Consider the following 13,957-nt stretch of genomic DNA (forward strand, 5'->3'; position numbering starts at 1 on the left):
ATCAGCCCAGCGGCGGAAAGTGCAGGCGCAGGCCGGGCTTCAGTCGGCGGAACTCGCGCAGACCATTGAAGCGGGCCACCTCGGTGTAGTAGCGGCTGTCGCCATAGATGCGCTGGCACAGCAGGGGCAGGGTGTCGCCCTCCCGCACCTCGACCGAATGGCTCAGGTCGGGGCTGGAGCGATTGGCCGCCAAGCGCCCCAGCTGCTGCGAGACAAAGCCCAGCAAGACCAACTCGGATTTGGCCCGCAGCGGCGCGCCGCTGGGCTTGAACAAGCTGTAGGCGGTCGAGATGCTCTGCAGCCGCCCGTAGAAGATCAGGGTGCCCCAGAGCAGCTGCACATGGTTGGGCTCGTGCTTGCCGCCGTTGTAGGTGTAGATGATCTTGCCCAGGGCATCGAGCTGGTCGGCCACCTCGCGCGGGGCGCTGGAGCCCAGGGGCAGAGGCACCACACCGGTGCCATCGAACACCACCGAGAAGCTGATCTTGTCGGGGTTGATGGCGCTGAATTTGACCGGATTGCTGGACTGGCCGAGGCTGCGCTTGGTGTTGTAGCAAATCGTGCGCTCGTGGCTGAATTCGGACGGGTTGATCACCAGCTTGTACTGGCTGCCCGAGTCGACCGTGACGATGCCGGTCTTGTCATCGATCTCGCAGCGGGTGATGGACAGGGCCTGCTTGGTGCCGGACAGGGACAGCGCGGAAGAGAGCACGGACATGGTGGGTCTGCGCCTCGGTTTCAGCGCTCGCGCAGCGCTTGCAGCTGCGCCAGCAGCCAGACCCGGCATTCGGCCAGGATCTCTTCCTTCAACTGCTCGCGGTCCTCGCAGTCCTCGCCCGCGCCGCCACCACCGCAGCCACCGGCCGCGGACTTGGCCGCGGCGCTGGAGGGGCTGGAGGGGCTGGCCTCGTCGTCCGACTCATCGTCGCTGACGGTGGACTTGAGCAGCAGTTGTCGGACTTCCAGCGTCATAGCAGTCGCATGCTCGTGGTGTAGGCCAGCTCGATCTGCTCGATGGCCAGCTCGTTCTTGGTGGAGGAGAACGCTTCGATCTCCCAGCTGACCGGGTAGGCGTTGTCGAGCAGCCAGGCCCGCAGGGGCAGGCCATCGGCGCCCTTCAGCCGCACCAGCACCGGCATGGTCAGGATGGGGCGTGTCAAGCCGCCTTCCAGTGTTTCCTTGCACCACAGCATCAACGGTGAAGTGACCGTCGCGACGCCGCGCTTGAGGCTCAAGCGACCCTGCTTGATGCCCTGGGGCAGCTGGTGGCAAAAGCGGTTCTCACCGCCTTCGCGCAGCTCCTCGGTCTCCATGCTTTGGGTCAGCCCCGACACCTCCTGGAAGGAGCTGTCGACGGACTGGGGCTGTGTGCCCACAATGACCGAGAAATGAAAGGCCACAGGCGGTGCCTGCAGCATTTCGAGCGCCTGGTTCAGGGGCGATGCAAGGGCGCTCATGGGCCTCAGCCGTTGGCGATGGTCAGGCCTTCGTGGGCGATCTCGATGGTCTCGACCGCCACTTCATTGCCCTCGGACTTCAGGTCGGTGCCGGTGACCTTGGTCGGCCAGGCATTGGTCAGCGTCCACACCATGGTGGGCTTGCCTTCTTCGTCGAGCAGGCTGATGGTCACCGGCACGCGCTTGATGGTGTTCATCTTGATCTGGTTGAACCAGTCCCAGAACTTGTTGTCCGACTTGAAGACGCCTTTCTTCATCGTGACATTGCCGTACTTTTTCAAGCCCGGCATCTTGATCGCCGAGAACACCGGGCTGTCGCCGTGGCGGTACTCGATCGGTTGGGCTTCGACATCGAGGCCGGAGACCTCTTCGAAGGACATCACCGCCGAATCCCACTTCACCTGGAAGTGGAATTTGGGCAGTGGCCAGACATTGGTGGATTGCTTGGAGCCGTCGTCAGCCATGGTGTTTCTCCGTTAACTCAATTGCTGTGCGTGTAGTTCCGCCAAGAGGCTGGGTACTTTCGTAGCGAGCGGCTGCCAGGCGAGGCGGACGGAGCGCAGGAACCGGAACGTACGAGCTGTACGTGAGGATTCCGAGCATCCAGCCAACGACGCATGGCGGTCGCGCAGTAGAAAGGACACTGCCTCTCAAGATTTAGGCATTTGCTGTTGGAAGGTGATCTCGATGAACTCGGCCGGGCGCACCATGGCGACCAGCACGGTGACGCGCAAGATGCCTTCGAGCACGTCGTTGGGCGTCATGGTTTCACCCAGCCCCACATGAACGCTGAACGCGTCTTCGGGCACCGCACCCATCAAACCGCCGCGCTTCCAGACACTGGTCAGGAAGTTGGCCACCATGCTCTTGATGGTGACCCAGGTGTTGGCGGTGTTGGGCTCGAAGACCATGGCCTTGGCGGCCAGGCGGCAGCTCTCCTCCAGCATGATCATGGTGCGCCGGACATTGATGTAGCGCCAATCGAGGCTGTTGCCGTCCAGCGTGCGCGCGCCCCAGACCAGCACACCTTCGCCGATGAAGCTGCGGATGGCATTGATGGACTTGCCCTGGGCACTGACGTTCAGGTCTTCCTGCTGCTCGTGCGAGATGCTCACGGTCGGTGAGATGACGCCATTGAGGCTGACATTGGCCGGTGCCTTCCAGACGCCTCGGGTGTTGTCCACCATGGTGTAGATGCCAGCCATGGCGCTGCTGGGCGGCAGCACATTGAGCTGGCGGCGCACCTCGGTCAGCACCGCCTTGTAGACATTGCTGACGCTGAGCAAGGTCTTGTTCAGCAGATCGCGGCGCGCCTTCACGCCGGCTTCCAGGGCCTCGCTGCCGAGCGGGTTGTCGACGGCTTTCTTGGCGTCGGCATCGCCGGCTGGCTTGGGCGCGGGCGCGGGGTTGGCCTCGTCAAAGGCTTTCAACGCTTCGCCGACTTCCTCGTCGCTCTTGCCGGCCTCCTTGGCATCGGCCTCCACTTTGGCGCGTGCCTCGCTGCGCTCTTTCTCTGCCTTCGCGGCAGCAGCGTCGGCGGGCGCGGGTGCTGGCGCTGGTGCTGGTGCTGGTGCTGGTGCGGCCTGGGGTGCGGGGTTGGCCTTGTCAAAAGTGGCCAAGGCCTCCTTGATCTCTTCGGCGGTCTTGTTCGCGGCCTTGGCATCGGCCTCGACCTTGGCGCGCGCCTCGGTTCGGGCTTTGGCTGCGGCCTCGGCCGACGCCTTGGCCTTGGCCGCCGCAGCGGCCGCCACCTTGGCCGCCGCCTCGTCACGCTGCTTGCGAGCCTCGTCGATGACGACGGGTGTGAAGTCGGTCTTCAGCTTGGCCACTTCGTCCCACAACGATTGCTGCTTGGGCTTGCTGTCGTCCGGGCGCGCCGTGGGCAGATTGAGTTCGGCACGCAGCAGGGTGATGAGCAGGTCCAGGCTGTTGCTGTCGATGTTCTGGTAGTCGATCTCTTTCTCGCTCACCACCGAGGTGTTGAGCCAGGGGTAGTAGGCGCTGGCGAAGTCGAGGAAGTTGATGCCCAGGCTGTCGCGGAATTTCGCGACCGGATCGCCGGGCGGGTACTCGCGCGGCTTGTCGCCGTTGTAGACGTCAAGAATGGCCACGCGGTTCTTCATCTCGTAGCCGCAGTGGTTCAGCATGGCCTGCTGAATGTCCTTGCAGGTGTTGGCGTCCTCGAAGCGCACCGCCTCAGGGGCCAGGACCATGGTGGGCTCCTGTTCCTTCTTCAAGGCATCGATGCCTTTTTGAAACAGCTCCGGGTCGAGCTCCTGCTTGTAGCTGCCGATGGACACCACATAGCAGCGGCCGCCGCCGTTCTGGAAGAAGTGCCGCAGGGCGCTGTAGAGGCCGAAGTCCCCGCCCTTGACACCCTTGACCTGGGCCAGTTTGTAGCCCTTTTTGCTGGTGGGCGTGTCGGGCTCGCTCAAGGCCTGGAACTGCGCATTCAGCGGGTCGCTTTCCTCGCTCAGTTCGAAGCGTGGCTTCGGCGGGCCGCCGAAGTACTGGTGGTACTCGGCCATGGAGCTGATCGGCCAGGGCCGCAGCGACAAGGGCGTGTTGTGGTTGTCGGCGAACTCGGTGTGGCCGACAAAGGCCGGCACCGCCGTGGCCACCTCGACCACGGAGTTGGGAAAGGCGTTTTTCTCGACGATATAGACGCCCGGCGTCTTCATTACAGCCATCTCGATTCTCCTGGTTGAGTCGTCATCGGGTGAGGAAGATTTCGGTCACCCATTGCGTGCTGCCGGCGCGTACTTCGCGTCGAAGGCTGCCTGGGGCACCATGGGGAAGCGCGTCCATCAGGACACGCGCGGGGGTGCTGCTGGCGTCGCTCAAGGCGACCCGGCTGCTGCTGCGCTCGGCCAGCGGCAAGGCCTCGGGGCTGCGGAACACCCAGGCGAGGCGTCCGTCAGGCAGGGTTTCCTGGGCGGCGTCGCGCTGGAATCGCAGGGCTTCGCTGCCTTCTGAGAGGGACGACAGGGCCGGACTCATGCTCAGCATCAGGTCATCGATCTGGCCGCTGGCACAGAGCTCGGCCCAGTCGCCCAGCAGCAGGTATTTCCATGGGCAGCGGCGGCTGGCGATGCGCAGCAGTTCGCGACGACCCAGGCCGGCGCACCAGGTCTCGCAGTCCTGGTCCAGGGCCGAATGGGGTGTCAGCGGCAGGAGCAGGTGGCGTGCTGCGTGTTCGTCGCTGGCCAAAGCGAACAGCGGCGCGCCGCCGTCCAGGCGCCAAGAGAGCAGGTAGTCGCAGCCCTCGTCGCGCTGCGCCTGCCAGAGCTGGGGCAGGGCGCTTTGAGCGCCGATCAGGCTGAGGCCGCCGGCCTCGCTGCGCAAGAGCAGGCCATGTTGGCGGCACAGATCGCGGGTGGCCTGGCTGGGCGTAAGGCTCAGACCCCTCAAGGCGCTGGCGCCGTAGTCATGCTGCAAGCCGACGCTCAGCAGCAGCTGGAACTGTTCCGCCGCACGCGGCTCGCGCAGGCGCTGGCGGCCATGATCGGTGGCGGCGTCGCTGCTCAAGCTGAGGCTCATGACAGACCCCGTACATCGCTGACACGGATCGGCGTATCGCGGCCGACGATCTGCTCGCCGTCCACGCTGACCATGCGCACCCGGTACAGCACCGAGGGCAAATAGCGGCCACTGTGGATGCCCCAAAGGCTGTGCATCTCCGAGCTGCTGAGGTTCTCGATATTGAGAATCAGCCGTTCCAGCCTGGCATCGAGGTTGGGTGCATTGTGGTGATCGATGACCGGCGTGGCCTGAAAGTAGCCGATCGCGCCGGACAGGAACTTCAGCGCCTCGGGGTAGTTGGCACCGCTGAAATTGGCCGCGCACATCATCAGCAGGTTCAGGAACACCGGCTCTTGCTGGCGCAGTTCGTGGCTCATGCCGCGCGTGGGCGTGGCGCGATGGGCCATGGTGTCGCGTTCCACGCCGGCCAGAAAGATCACCAGCTTGTTGGCGACGATGGGCACCGCACTGCCGTTCTGCTCATGCAGATTCGACAGCACCGCCAGGTCCTCGCTGACCTGGAAACGCTGGCGCAGATGCTGGTTCAGCTGACCGGCAATCTGTGTCAGTGCGGCATCGATCATGGTGCGTCCAGGCCAGGCGGCGCCCCCATGGCACCGGTTCGAAGAAGGGTAGTGCCGCGGCCTCGAAGCCACCATCGGAGCGCAGCTGATTTGCCATCAGATTTTTGCCGATCGGGCAAACCCTGGCCGGAATGCAGCCAGGCGCGCAACCATGGGGTCAGGTCTTGCCTGGCGCGGGTTTGTGCCTAGGAATTTTGCTGATTGCTTGCCCGCGGCAGCTCGACGGAGGCGCGGGATCGTTGCAGCGGGCTCGTGGCAAAGACCGGGGTGAGCTGCCGTGCGGAAGTCCAAACATGGCCGCTGAGCGATGGCGGCGCAGCGACAACACAGAGAGCGCAGCGACCAGGAGTCGCTCAGTTCGACAGCACTCTGTCGCACAGGCGAATGAGGCGTTCGAGAGGCAGGTAGGCGAGGTCGCCTTGCTCGTTCAAATGGAAGCGGGCATTGAACACCTGTTCCGAGCCCCTTTGCTCCAGTGCATCCAACATGGCCAGCCGAAACGCATCGTTCAGCCGCAGCAGCTCCGGCGTCGACAGGTACATGATGGGGCCGTCAATCCCCGAGGCATCTCTTGCGGCGTGGAAGAGCTCAAGCACATCGTCGGGCAGGGTGTCCAGGACTCGGAGCAAGCGATGGTGGCTGACAGGCAGCCCTGAGGGGTGGCGAACTTGCGAGAAACGGTTGTCCTCGACGCTGTCCTCGCCCACCTGTGGGGCAGTCACTTCGCGAAAGTGATAGACCGGGCGCGGCCCGGAATTCGTGCTGACGCCGAAGGGGTTGGAGCCTTCGTAGCTGGTGTTCACATGCGGCGGGTAGAGGATTTCGCCACCGTCCACCGAGCCGGACATGACGCCAAAGGGATTGATGTAGCGGCCCGATCTGCCCGTGATGCCCACCGCTCCACCCCGTTCGGCGCCGCTGAAATGAACGCTGTAGGTCAGGGCGGTTGACATGTAGTGGTGCTGCCCGCCCGGCATGGCCTCGTGGCCATGGGCGATATGAGTCCCCGGCCGCATGTTGCGGTAGATCGCAGGTTCGTCGGTGTCGCGTTCGTTGGTGGGCGCACGCGGAATTCGATAGGTGGTCAGTTCGATGCCGAGTTCACCAAGCGATGGGATCTTGCTCATGGCGCTCTCCAGCGCCTCCCAGCCGTTTGCAAATGGCGCCCAGTCCCGCGGATCTCTCTCCCCGCCCATGTAGTTGGGGTTGTCACGTTCTTTCTTGTTGGGCGAGGTGTAGGCCTGGAGTGCTTTGGCTTCGATGGGGCTGAGGTGGTACTGCTTCAGCAGCAGTGCCAAGGTCTCGGGTCCATAGGCCTGGTTGAAGGCTTGCCCACCTCGCTCGGCGGCCACCGGGTCGGTGACCAGGGAAGGGCGCACCATGGAGCCCGACATGCCGCTGCGGTGGGTCTCATAGCCACCCAGGATGGAGCGCAGCATGATTTCGTTGGCCTCGCCGCGTTCTTGATGCTGTTCCCGGTAGCGTGCCCACACGGCCTTGGAATCGTCGCTGTCTTCCAGCAGATCGCCGACCGTAGCCAGTGGATTGCGTTCCCGGAGCCAATCGAGCACCTGTGCAGTCAGTGGCTGCAGGTCGGGGGCCAAAGGGTGGTCTTGAAGCGTTTCGAGCAGGCTGGCAGGGCTGTCGAAATCATGTCGTTCCGGATCCGCAACCAAGCGGCGCAGCTCCCGCTGCTGCGCCTCAGACAAGCCGGCAAAACCTGGGAAGTCCTCAGCGGCGCCCAAAGTCCATGGCTTAGGGCCGGACTCCAGATGGGCTCCAAAGATCACGACTCTCTGTACCGGGGTCTGAGCATGGGTCCTCGCAGCGCGGATGCCTTGCGGCGCAGCGCTGGTCTGGGCTGAGGCCTGCATGGCCTTGGCCCCCATGACATCGGCCTCCTGTTCCAAGCCGGCATCGTCATTGAGCGGCATACCGGCCCGGGCTTGCACTGTTGCCGGCACGCGGCCCTGCGCTTGCTGCACCACATGCCAGGCCTCGTGCGGCAGGTGTTGCTCCTGGCCCGGGCCCAGGTGGATGTCGCTGCCCCGGGCAAACGCATGAGCGTTCAGCTGCGCGGGCTGCGCTGAGTTGTAATGAACCTTGACGCTGTCCATGGCCATGCCGGAGAGCGCTTCGATGCCTTGCTTCAGATCCGCGGGCAAGCCTGAACGACCGTCCCCTGTTACGGCGGAGGCGCTCCCTGGCTGCGCGGCAGTGAGAGCGCGCAGTTGCAGGCGCTGAGCATGGATGCGCGGACTGCTGCCTATGTCGTGCGCCGAGCTTGTTCGGGCTTGAGAAGGCATGCTCGGCTCGGTCTTCTGCAGTGCCCGCGCTGATGGAACTGCCAACTGCGCATGGACCCGGGACGGGGCCGCAGGGCCTGCAGCGGCTTGGCGTTGTGGACCCTCGAGCGCCTGATCAGCAGCCTTCTTCATGTGTGTCCTCTCGACTCCCCTGTGTGCCAGAGGCAAGCGCCTTGCAATTGAGGGTCAGACGCGCGGCCTTGTCGTCTCCAGCGTGCTCAGCCCTTCGCGCAGCGCAAAGCGCGTCAGCTCGGCGATGCCCTGGATTTGCAGCTTGGCAAACACATGCTCGCGATGGGTCGCCACAGTCTTGGCGCTGAGGTGCAGCTGGGAGGCAATTTCCTGGGCGGAGTAGCCTTCGGAAAACAGCTGCACCATTTCGCGTTCGCGCGGTGTCAGGCGAGCGGAGATCGAGTGGCCGTGGCCGGCCGACTCGGGCTCAGCCTCGGATGCGCTGCGGTGCTGAAGCATCTCGCCCACCAGCTCGCCGCTGAGGAAGAGCTGATTGGCCATCACGCGCCTGACGCCACGCGCGAGCTCGTCAAAAGAGTTTTCCTTGAGCACATAGCCGTTGGCGCCGGCTTCGAGGGCAGCGGCCACCTGCTGGGTCTCGGCATGCACGGACAAGCAGATCAGCTTGCAGGACAAGGGTTCGGCGCGAATGCGGCGGATCGCCTCGATGCCATTCATGCGCGGCATGGCGACATCCAGAATCACCACATCGGGGTTGTGCGTGCGGGCCAGCCGGACCAGCTCCATGCCGTCGCGAGCTTGTGCCACGACCTCAATGTCGACTTCGCGTTCCAGCAGTGCCACCAGGCCTTCGCGAACCAGGTGGTGGTCATCGGCAATGATCACGCGAACTCTCATGATGAGCTCCAGGTGATGCGGGCTTGCACCTGGCTGGCCGCCTGGCGCCAGCGCAGGCGTGCACCGATGCTGTGCAAGCGGGTGTGCGTGAGGCTCAGGCCACGGCCGGAGGACATCCAGGCCTCGGCTCGTTTGCCGACGCTGCCGCTGGCATTGCTGACGGTGATCGCCAGGCGGTTCGCGCAGGCAGACACTCGCGCCTCGATCGCTCCGTCGCCGCCATGCTTGCAGGCATTGACCAGCAGCTCGCGCGTGGCGTTCAGCAGCACCTGATGGGTTTCGGGCTTCAGTTCAGGCACCACGCCCTCGTTCACAAAGTGCAGCTGGCGGCTGCCTTCTTGCTCTTGTTTGAGAGTGTCCAGGGTCGCGCGCAGGGCTGCGGCCAGGTCCTGCCCCGCACTTGCGGTGGGCAGGCCTTGCAGCAGCTGCCGCGAGGCTTGCAGGGCCTGGCGCACTGCGCTGCGTGCGCTCTTGAGCGCACTGAGATCGCCGCGCCCCTGAGCCTCGTCGAGGCGCAGCAAGGCAAAGGCCAAGGACTGCGACAGCTCATCATGGAGATGGCGTGCCAGCTCTGTCACCCTGGGACAGAACGGAGTCGGGCAGGTGGCCGTGGCGAGATGCGTCATTTCCGGTTCCCTGGTCAGAGGCGTGTTGCAAGAGCCGGCTGATGCTATGGCCTGCACTGACCTGGGGTCAATCTGTAAGCTATTGCGAAGCGTGGGAGGCGGCCGCTCTGTCGGCTTTGCTGGCGCGATCTCGTTAGGCCCCTCAGCCAGCCAGCAAACCCCTCAGTACATAGGGAAGAATGCCGCCATGGCGGTAGTAGCTGACCTCGATCGGCGTGTCGATGCGAAGCAGCACTGTGCATATGCACACATCACCGCTGCTGCTGTGAATGCGCAGCTGCACCGGGCGTTGGGGAACCAACTCGCCTTCGATCACGAGGTCGATCAACTCGTCGCCGCGCAGGCCCAGGCTTTGCCAGCTGTCACCGGGCATGAACTGCAGGGGCAGCACACCCATGCCGACCAGATTGGCGCGGTGGATGCGTTCGAAGGAGCGCGCCACCACGGCCTTGATACCCAGCAGAGCCGTGCCCTTGGCGGCCCAATCGCGGCTGGAGCCGGTGCCGTACTCCTCGCCGGCGAAGATCACCGTGGGCACGCCGGCCTTCAGATAGCTCATGGCCGCGTCGTAGATGGGATGTGTTTCGCCACTGGGTTGCAGCAGGGTCAGGCCGCCTTCGACGCGCTGGCCGTCAGGCCCTGGCGGCAGCATCAGGTTCTTGATGCGCACATTGGCAAAGGTGCCGCGCATCATCACCTCATGGTGCCCACGCCGGCTGCCGTAACTGTTGAAGTCAACGGCCTTGATGCCTTGCTCCTGCAGGTAGAGCCCGGCCGGTGAACTCGCCTTGATGGAACCCGCCGGCGAGATGTGGTCGGTGGTGATGGAGTCGCCGAACAAGGCCATGATGCGGGCGCCCTGGATGCTGGCCTGCCCGTCAGACACCTCGGGCGCCGGCAGGGCGAAGCCGGTGAAGAAGGGCGGTCGCGCGATATAGCTGCTGGCCGGCCAGTCGTAGCTGTCGCCCACGACGCCTTCGATCTGCTTCCAGAGCTTGCCGGGCTTGCTCTGGACCTGTTCGTAGTTGCGACGGAAGGCCTTGGGGTTCATGGCCTGGCTGAGCAGGGCCTGCACTTCTTCGCTGTGCGGCCAGATGTCGCCGAGGAAGATGTCGCGGCCTTCGCTGTTGCGGCCCACCGGCTCGGTCATCAGGTCGACTTGCACATTGCCGGCCAGGGCATAGGCCAGTACCAGGGACGGCGAGGCCAGGAAGTTGGCCTTGAGGTTGGGGTGGATGCGGGCCTCGAAATTGCGGTTGCCCGAGAGCACGGCGGCGCAGATCAGCTGATTGGCGGTGATGGTTTCGTTGATCTCGGCCGTCAGGTCGCCGGCATTGCCAATGCAGGTGGTGCAGCCATAGGCCGCCACATTGAAGCCCAGCTGTTCCAGATAGGGCAGCAGACCGGTCACTTGCAGGTATTCGGTGACGATGCGCGAGCCCGGCGCCAGCGAGGTCTTGATATGGGCTGGCACGCGCAGGCCGGCTTCCACGGCCTTCTTGGCCAGCAGGCCGGCGGCCAGCATGACGCTGGGGTTGGAGGTGTTGGTGCAGGAGGTGATGGCGGCGATCAGCACATCGCCGTTGCGCAGGGCCAGGCCGCTGCGGGTGGGGAAGCTCTGCGTGAGTTTCTCGGCCGGCTGGTTGAAACCGCTGGCGCTGTCCGTCGAGCTGAAGAGTTCGGCAAAGCGCTGGCTCAGATGGGTGATCTCGATGCGATCCTGCGGCCGCTTGGGGCCGGCCAGCGAGGGCGTGACCTGGCCCAGATCGAGCACGATGCGGCGGCTGTATTCGATCTGCTGAAGCTGCGGCGAGGCCTCGGGCGTGCCCGGGATGCCGAACAGGCCCTGGGCGCGGAAATAGGCCTCGAAGGCGGCGATCTCGCGGCCGGTGCGGCCGGTGCCGCGGAAGTAGTCCAGGGTCTTGTCGTCCACCGGGAAGAAGCCCATGGTGGCGCCGTACTCGGGCGCCATATTGGCGATGGTGGCGCGGTCGGGCACGCTCAGGCGAGCCACGCCGGGGCCGTAGAACTCGACGAACTGGCCGACCACTTTTTCGCGCCGCAAGATCTCGGTGACGCTGAGCACCAGGTCGGTGGCGGTGACGCCTTCGCGCAGCTCGCCGCGCAGCTCGAAGCCGACCACATCGGGCGTCAGCACATAGACCGGTTGGCCCAGCATGGCGGCTTCCGCCTCGATGCCGCCCACGCCCCAGCCGACCACGCCGATGCCGTTGATCATGGTGGTGTGGCTGTCGGTGCCGACCAGGCTGTCGGGGTAGTAGAGCTTGGCGCCATCGGCGTCCTTGGGGCCGCTCTTGTGCACGCCGCGGGCCAGGTATTCCAGGTTCACCTGGTGGACGATGCCAAAGCCGGGAGGCACGACGCGGAAGGTGTCAAAGGCCTGCATGCCCCATTTCATGAACTGGTAGCGCTCGCGGTTGCGCTGGAACTCCAGCTTCATGTTCAGGTCGAGCGCATCGGCGCTGCCGTAGTGGTCGATCATGACCGAGTGGTCCACCACCAGGTCCACCGGCACCAGAGGCTCGATGTTCTTGGCCAGCAGGCCGAGGCCGGTGGCGACATCGCGCATGGCGGCCAGGTCGGCCAGCAGGGGCACGCCGGTGAAGTCTTGCAGCACCACGCGGGCCACGGGGAAGGGAATCTCCAGGCTGCGCGGTTCCGCCGACACCGGCTGCCACTGCGCCAGTTGGGCGACATGCTCGGGCGTCACGCCCGGCTCGCCGCAGTGGCGCAGCAAGGACTCCAGCATGATGCGCAGGCTCACCGGCAGGCGATCGATCTGTGGGAATTGCTCGGCCAGGGCCGGCAGGGAGTAGAGCCGGCCGCTGCGCGCCTTGCCGAACTGGAAGTGGCGCACCGTGCTGGCGAAGGGGTGAGTCGTTGCAGGGCGAACGTTCGGGTCAGATTCGGTCATCGCAGCCTCCTTGGGAAGATGGTTGGATTGTGGGCTCGATTGATGACAGGGCGCAGCGTCTTCAGTCTCGCCATGCCTGGTGCGCTGGCGTACAGACGGTTGCCCGGGCTGCCGCCACGCTGAGCCCATGAGCACAACTGCGTTTTTCCATAGCGACTCCGGTTGCGTGCGCTTCTGGGTCGAGGTCGCCGGCGTCGAGGTGGGTGCCAGCGTCAGCCGCGAGGCCTTGCATCACCGCTACCAGGCCCATCGGGTCGATGACGAGCCCTTGGCCACCTATCTGAGCCACATTCCCGAGTTGCAGGCTGCCGTGCACCGCCGCCTAGCCTTGGGCTCGCGCCCGCCGGTCTTTCTGCGCGAAGCCGACCTGCGCGAGTTGCCGGCACCCTGATCTCGCTGCGGTGCTGCGGCGGCTTGAACGACGCTTGCTGCTGCTGTTTTGGCGCTGACATTCGTTTTGCGCATAAGCAAGGTCGAAATCTTTGCTTCGCTCGGAGCCGCGGTTTTTCTACAGTGGCCTGATCCGCAAACCTTCGGCTTTCCCGCTGCACCTGCCATGACCTTGTTTCGCCGTTCCTTCAACGCACTGAGCCTGGCTGCATTGGGCTTGCTGTCCATTCCTGCTCAGGCACAGACGACTCTGCTCAATGTCTCCTACGACCCGACCCGCGAGCTTTACCAGGAGTTCAATGCGGCCTTCACCAAGCAATGGAAGGCCAAGACCGGCGAGACGGTGACGATCAAGCAATCCCATGGCGGCTCGGGCAAGCAGGCGCGCTCGGTGATCGACGGCCTGGAGGCCGACGTCGTCACCTTGGCCCTGGCCTATGACATCGATGCCATGCACGATGCTGCCAAACTGGTCCCGGTGGACTGGCAGAAGCGCCTGCCCAACAATGCCAGCCCCTACACCTCGACCATCGTGTTCCTCGTGCGCAAGGGCAACCCCAAGCGCATCAACAACTGGCCCGATCTGGCTCGCAGCGGTGTGGATGTGATCACCCCCAACCCCAAGACTTCGGGCGGCGCCCGCTGGAACTACCTGGCCGCCTGGGGCTTTGCGCTCAAGCAGCCGGGCGGCAATGCCGAATCGGCCAAGGCTTTCGTCAAGCGCATCTACGCCAACACCAAGGTGCTGGACTCCGGCGCGCGCGGCTCCACCACCACCTTTGTCGAACGCGGCATTGGTGATGTGCTGATCGCCTGGGAGAACGAGGCTTATCTGGCCGTCAAGGAACTGGGCCCGGACAAGTTCGAGATCGTCACGCCCAGCCTCTCGGTGCTGGCTGAGCCACCGGTTTCTGTAGTTGACAAGAACGTCGACAAGAAGGGCACGCGCAAGCAGGCCCAGGCCTATCTGGACTACCTCTACAGCCCGGAGGGTCAGGAAATCGCCGCCAAGAATTACTACCGCCCGCGTGACGCCAAGGTGGCCGCCAAGTACGCCAAGCAGTTCGCCAAGGTCAACCTTTTCACCATCGACGAGCTCTTCGGCGGCTGGCGCACGGCCCAGAAGACCCACTTTGATGACGGCGGCGTGTTCGACCAGATCTTCACGCCGGGGCGTTGAGACCTTAGGTTTGTAGGCTGCTAGCGGCACGGAGCCGTCGTTCGCAACGAAGTTTCAGCACGCAGAGCCCGCGGAGGACCGCAGAGG

The 13,957-nt window shown here is 64.6% G+C and carries 13 protein-coding genes and 1 other RNA gene; 2 read left to right on the top strand and 12 right to left on the bottom strand.

The features are described 5' to 3' along the window. Position 1: 1 nt before the first annotated feature. The 12 genes from LNV28_RS19920 to acnA form a co-directional block, all read right to left on the bottom strand. Positions 2 to 718, bottom strand: coding sequence for a CIS tube protein (locus LNV28_RS19920; RefSeq protein WP_263520799.1), 717 nt, complete (start codon positions 716 to 718; stop codon positions 2 to 4). 20 nt (positions 719 to 738) lie between these two features. Continuing rightward, complete coding sequence (locus LNV28_RS19925; RefSeq protein ID WP_263520801.1) at positions 739 to 972, bottom strand: DUF5908 family protein; 234 nt, start codon at positions 970 to 972, stop codon at positions 739 to 741. Beyond that, positions 969 to 1,457: a phage tail protein gene (locus LNV28_RS19930; protein ID WP_263520802.1), complete on the bottom strand. Its 489-nt coding sequence runs from the start codon at positions 1,455 to 1,457 to the stop codon at positions 969 to 971. The genes LNV28_RS19925 and LNV28_RS19930 overlap by 4 nt, the downstream gene beginning before the upstream one ends. Positions 1,458 to 1,462: 5 nt before the next feature. After that, entirely contained in the window at positions 1,463 to 1,921 is a 459-nt protein-coding gene (locus tag LNV28_RS19935) for a phage tail protein (protein ID WP_263520804.1), read from the bottom strand. Positions 1,922 to 1,968: 47 nt separating this feature from the next. Continuing rightward, positions 1,969 to 2,045, bottom strand: a non-coding RNA gene (locus LNV28_RS19940) — sX9 sRNA. 62 nt (positions 2,046 to 2,107) lie between these two features. After that, the gene (locus LNV28_RS19945; protein WP_263520805.1) at positions 2,108 to 4,147 is read right to left on the bottom strand and encodes a phage tail sheath family protein; all 2,040 of its coding nucleotides are present in this window, start codon (positions 4,145 to 4,147) and stop codon (positions 2,108 to 2,110) included. A gap of 22 nt (positions 4,148 to 4,169) precedes the next feature. Beyond that, positions 4,170 to 4,997: a hypothetical protein gene (locus LNV28_RS19950; protein ID WP_263520807.1), complete on the bottom strand. Its 828-nt coding sequence runs from the start codon at positions 4,995 to 4,997 to the stop codon at positions 4,170 to 4,172. Next, entirely contained in the window at positions 4,994 to 5,563 is a 570-nt protein-coding gene (locus LNV28_RS19955; RefSeq protein WP_263520809.1) for a contractile injection system cap protein, read from the bottom strand. The genes LNV28_RS19950 and LNV28_RS19955 overlap by 4 nt, the downstream gene beginning before the upstream one ends. Positions 5,564 to 5,916: 353 nt before the next feature. After that, complete coding sequence (locus LNV28_RS19960; protein WP_263520810.1) at positions 5,917 to 7,728, bottom strand: eCIS core domain-containing protein; 1,812 nt, start codon at positions 7,726 to 7,728, stop codon at positions 5,917 to 5,919. A 327-nt stretch (positions 7,729 to 8,055) separates the two neighbouring features. Further along, complete coding sequence (locus tag LNV28_RS19965; RefSeq protein WP_263520812.1) at positions 8,056 to 8,739, bottom strand: response regulator transcription factor; 684 nt, start codon at positions 8,737 to 8,739, stop codon at positions 8,056 to 8,058. After that, on the bottom strand, positions 8,736 to 9,365 hold the full coding sequence (locus LNV28_RS19970; protein WP_263520814.1) for a sensor histidine kinase: 630 nt from the start codon (positions 9,363 to 9,365) through the stop codon (positions 8,736 to 8,738). Before LNV28_RS19970 ends, LNV28_RS19965 begins: the two co-directional genes overlap by 4 nt. A 142-nt stretch (positions 9,366 to 9,507) precedes the next feature. After that, positions 9,508 to 12,300 (bottom strand): aconitate hydratase AcnA, encoded by a 2,793-nt coding sequence (gene acnA, locus LNV28_RS19975; RefSeq protein WP_263520816.1) that lies wholly within the window; start codon positions 12,298 to 12,300, stop codon positions 9,508 to 9,510. Between the two features lie 127 nt (positions 12,301 to 12,427). Here acnA and LNV28_RS19980 point away from each other — a divergent pair, with 127 nt between their 5' ends. Continuing rightward, positions 12,428 to 12,691 (top strand): DUF1488 family protein, encoded by a 264-nt coding sequence (locus tag LNV28_RS19980; protein ID WP_263520817.1) that lies wholly within the window; start codon positions 12,428 to 12,430, stop codon positions 12,689 to 12,691. Between the two features lie 165 nt (positions 12,692 to 12,856). Further along, positions 12,857 to 13,870, top strand: a complete 1,014-nt coding sequence (locus LNV28_RS19985) for a sulfate ABC transporter substrate-binding protein (protein ID WP_263520818.1) — start codon at positions 12,857 to 12,859, stop codon at positions 13,868 to 13,870. The last annotated feature ends 87 nt before the right edge of the window (positions 13,871 to 13,957 follow it).

This window comes from Paucibacter sp. DJ2R-2 (genome assembly GCF_025717675.1).
GTDB lineage: Bacteria > Pseudomonadota > Gammaproteobacteria > Burkholderiales > Burkholderiaceae_C > Paucibacter_A.

Coding starts and splice junctions, on each gene's coding strand:
- LNV28_RS19930 (WP_263520802.1), bottom strand. CDS start 1,457: ATGAGCGCCCTTGCATCGCCCCTGAACCAGGCGCTCGAAATGCTGCAG.
- LNV28_RS19935 (WP_263520804.1), bottom strand. CDS start 1,921: ATGGCTGACGACGGCTCCAAGCAATCCACCAATGTCTGGCCACTGCCC.
- LNV28_RS19925 (WP_263520801.1), bottom strand. CDS start 972: ATGACGCTGGAAGTCCGACAACTGCTGCTCAAGTCCACCGTCAGCGAC.
- LNV28_RS19980 (WP_263520817.1), top strand. CDS start 12,428: ATGAGCACAACTGCGTTTTTCCATAGCGACTCCGGTTGCGTGCGCTTC.
- acnA (WP_263520816.1), bottom strand. CDS start 12,300: ATGACCGAATCTGACCCGAACGTTCGCCCTGCAACGACTCACCCCTTC.
- LNV28_RS19945 (WP_263520805.1), bottom strand. CDS start 4,147: ATGGCTGTAATGAAGACGCCGGGCGTCTATATCGTCGAGAAAAACGCC.
- LNV28_RS19970 (WP_263520814.1), bottom strand. CDS start 9,365: ATGACGCATCTCGCCACGGCCACCTGCCCGACTCCGTTCTGTCCCAGG.
- LNV28_RS19955 (WP_263520809.1), bottom strand. CDS start 5,563: ATGATCGATGCCGCACTGACACAGATTGCCGGTCAGCTGAACCAGCAT.
- LNV28_RS19950 (WP_263520807.1), bottom strand. CDS start 4,997: ATGAGCCTCAGCTTGAGCAGCGACGCCGCCACCGATCATGGCCGCCAG.
- LNV28_RS19985 (WP_263520818.1), top strand. CDS start 12,857: ATGACCTTGTTTCGCCGTTCCTTCAACGCACTGAGCCTGGCTGCATTG.
- LNV28_RS19920 (WP_263520799.1), bottom strand. CDS start 718: ATGTCCGTGCTCTCTTCCGCGCTGTCCCTGTCCGGCACCAAGCAGGCC.
- LNV28_RS19965 (WP_263520812.1), bottom strand. CDS start 8,739: ATGAGAGTTCGCGTGATCATTGCCGATGACCACCACCTGGTTCGCGAA.